Below are 1509 nucleotides of genomic sequence, written 5' to 3'. Positions count from 1 at the left end.
GGACACCGTGCGCAGGGTGGCGGTGAGGGCGTCGTAGACGGCGCCCGCGGCCGGGCGGTGGAGGGCGTCGGGCAGGTCGGCGAGGGTGAGGCGGCGGCCGATCGCCACGGCGAGGGCCAGCAGCGCGCCGCCCAGGGCCGTGCCCAGGCCGAGGGCGGTGACCGCGCGGCGGCGGCAGGCGGCGACAGCGATCCCGGTGACGGCGAGGACGGCGGTGGCGAGCGGCAGCCAGAAGGCGGCGATGTCCAGCACGAGGTACCCCTTGCGCAGTCGGTCCACGTCCTCGGCCGGGAGCACCGGGATCCGCGTGTGCGTGACCGGGATGCGGTGGGCGAACGGCACGTGGTCGTCGGAGAGCTGCTGCTTGACCCGGGCGATGACGGGGGCGGCGTCGACAGTGACCGGGGCTCCGCGGGTCCCGTCGTCGCGCAGGGCGTGCAGCACCGCGTCGTGCACGGCCCGGTTCGCCGCGTCCCAGGCCGCGCGATACGCCTCGGTGCGGGTGAAGGAACGGGCCGCGTCGTGCACGAAGGGCCCGACCGCCCCGCGCAGCGGGCCGGTGCCGGCCTCGCGCCCGGCCTCCCGCAGGACGCCGTCCGCCGCGGCGTCCGCGACCGCGCGTCGCACGTCCGGGTCTGCGCCGAGCGGCGCCATCGTCCGCACGTAGCGGCCGGTGTCGGTGAGCCCGTGGGCCGCCCAGGACGCGAGCGCCCCGAACGGCACGAGCAGGCACGCGAGGATCAGCAGAACGGCCGACAGGACGTTCCGCGCTCGTGGGGGCGCCTTCTCGGGACGGGGCGCCCGGTCGCGCTCGGACACCCTTCCAGGCAAGGCGCCCCGGGCCCGGCCCGCGAGCGCTGCGACGCCCTCCGCCCGCCCGTCCACCGCGCCGAACGGCACTCCACCTGCGAGAAGCGGCGTCGGCCGGCCCCCCTGCCGGCCTCCCCCGAACGGGTGTCCCGGTCCCCTGACGGCCTCAGCCGATGCGCCGGCCCGCGGCGTCCTCGTGCGTGTAGTAGCGGTAGAACACCATCGCGAGGACGCCCGCCCCCACCACCACTCCCAGGCCGCTGGAGCTGAGCACGGACGCACCGGTCTGGCTGTAGAGGAAGCCGACCGCGCCGCCCGCGAAGACGAACCAGCACAGCGCGTGCAGCTCGCGGCGCAGCCGCGGTGCCAACGCGCACACGGCGGCGAACAGCACGGCGAACACGAGCGCGGTGACGAACCCGAACAGCAGGTTCCAGCCGGTGATGGGCCCGGCGTCGCGACGGTTGCCCGCGGCCCAGTAGCCGTAGACGAGCCCGAGCACGATGGGCAGGCCCACCTTCACGGCGGTGTGGGTCCGCGCGCCGAAGACGTCGGGCCGGCGACGTGGCGTGATCATCCTGCGTGAGGCGGGTGCCGCATGAGCCATGACAGCTCTCCTCTCTGTCCCTGCCCCTGGCTCCAGGGCACACCGGCGGGGTCCCGGGCGTCCGCCGTCATGACGGGGCTGGTCGCCCTGGC

At 76.2% G+C, this 1509-nt stretch carries 2 protein-coding genes; both read right to left on the bottom strand.

The window, feature by feature from the left end; all coding sequences use genetic code 11:
• Window positions 1–819: hypothetical protein (locus ABZ281_RS49035; RefSeq protein WP_356665297.1), on the bottom strand; the 819-nt coding region annotated here is incomplete at its 3' end.
• A gap of 157 nt (window positions 820–976) precedes the next feature.
• Window positions 977–1417 (bottom strand): hypothetical protein, encoded by a 441-nt coding sequence (locus ABZ281_RS49030; RefSeq protein WP_356665295.1) that lies wholly within the window; start codon window positions 1415–1417, stop codon window positions 977–979.
• Window positions 1418–1509: the final 92 nt, after the last annotated feature.

This window comes from Streptomyces sp. NPDC006265 (genome assembly GCF_040613555.1).
Taxonomy (GTDB): domain Bacteria; phylum Actinomycetota; class Actinomycetes; order Streptomycetales; family Streptomycetaceae; genus Streptomyces.
Note: the sequence above shows the minus strand (reverse complement) of the source record. Positions and strands in the feature narration are given on the sequence as shown.

Excerpts from the sequence above, each read along its gene's own strand:
- ABZ281_RS49030 (WP_356665295.1), bottom strand. The coding sequence starts at position 1,417 with ATGGCTCATGCGGCACCCGCCTCACGCAGGATGATCACGCCACGTCGC.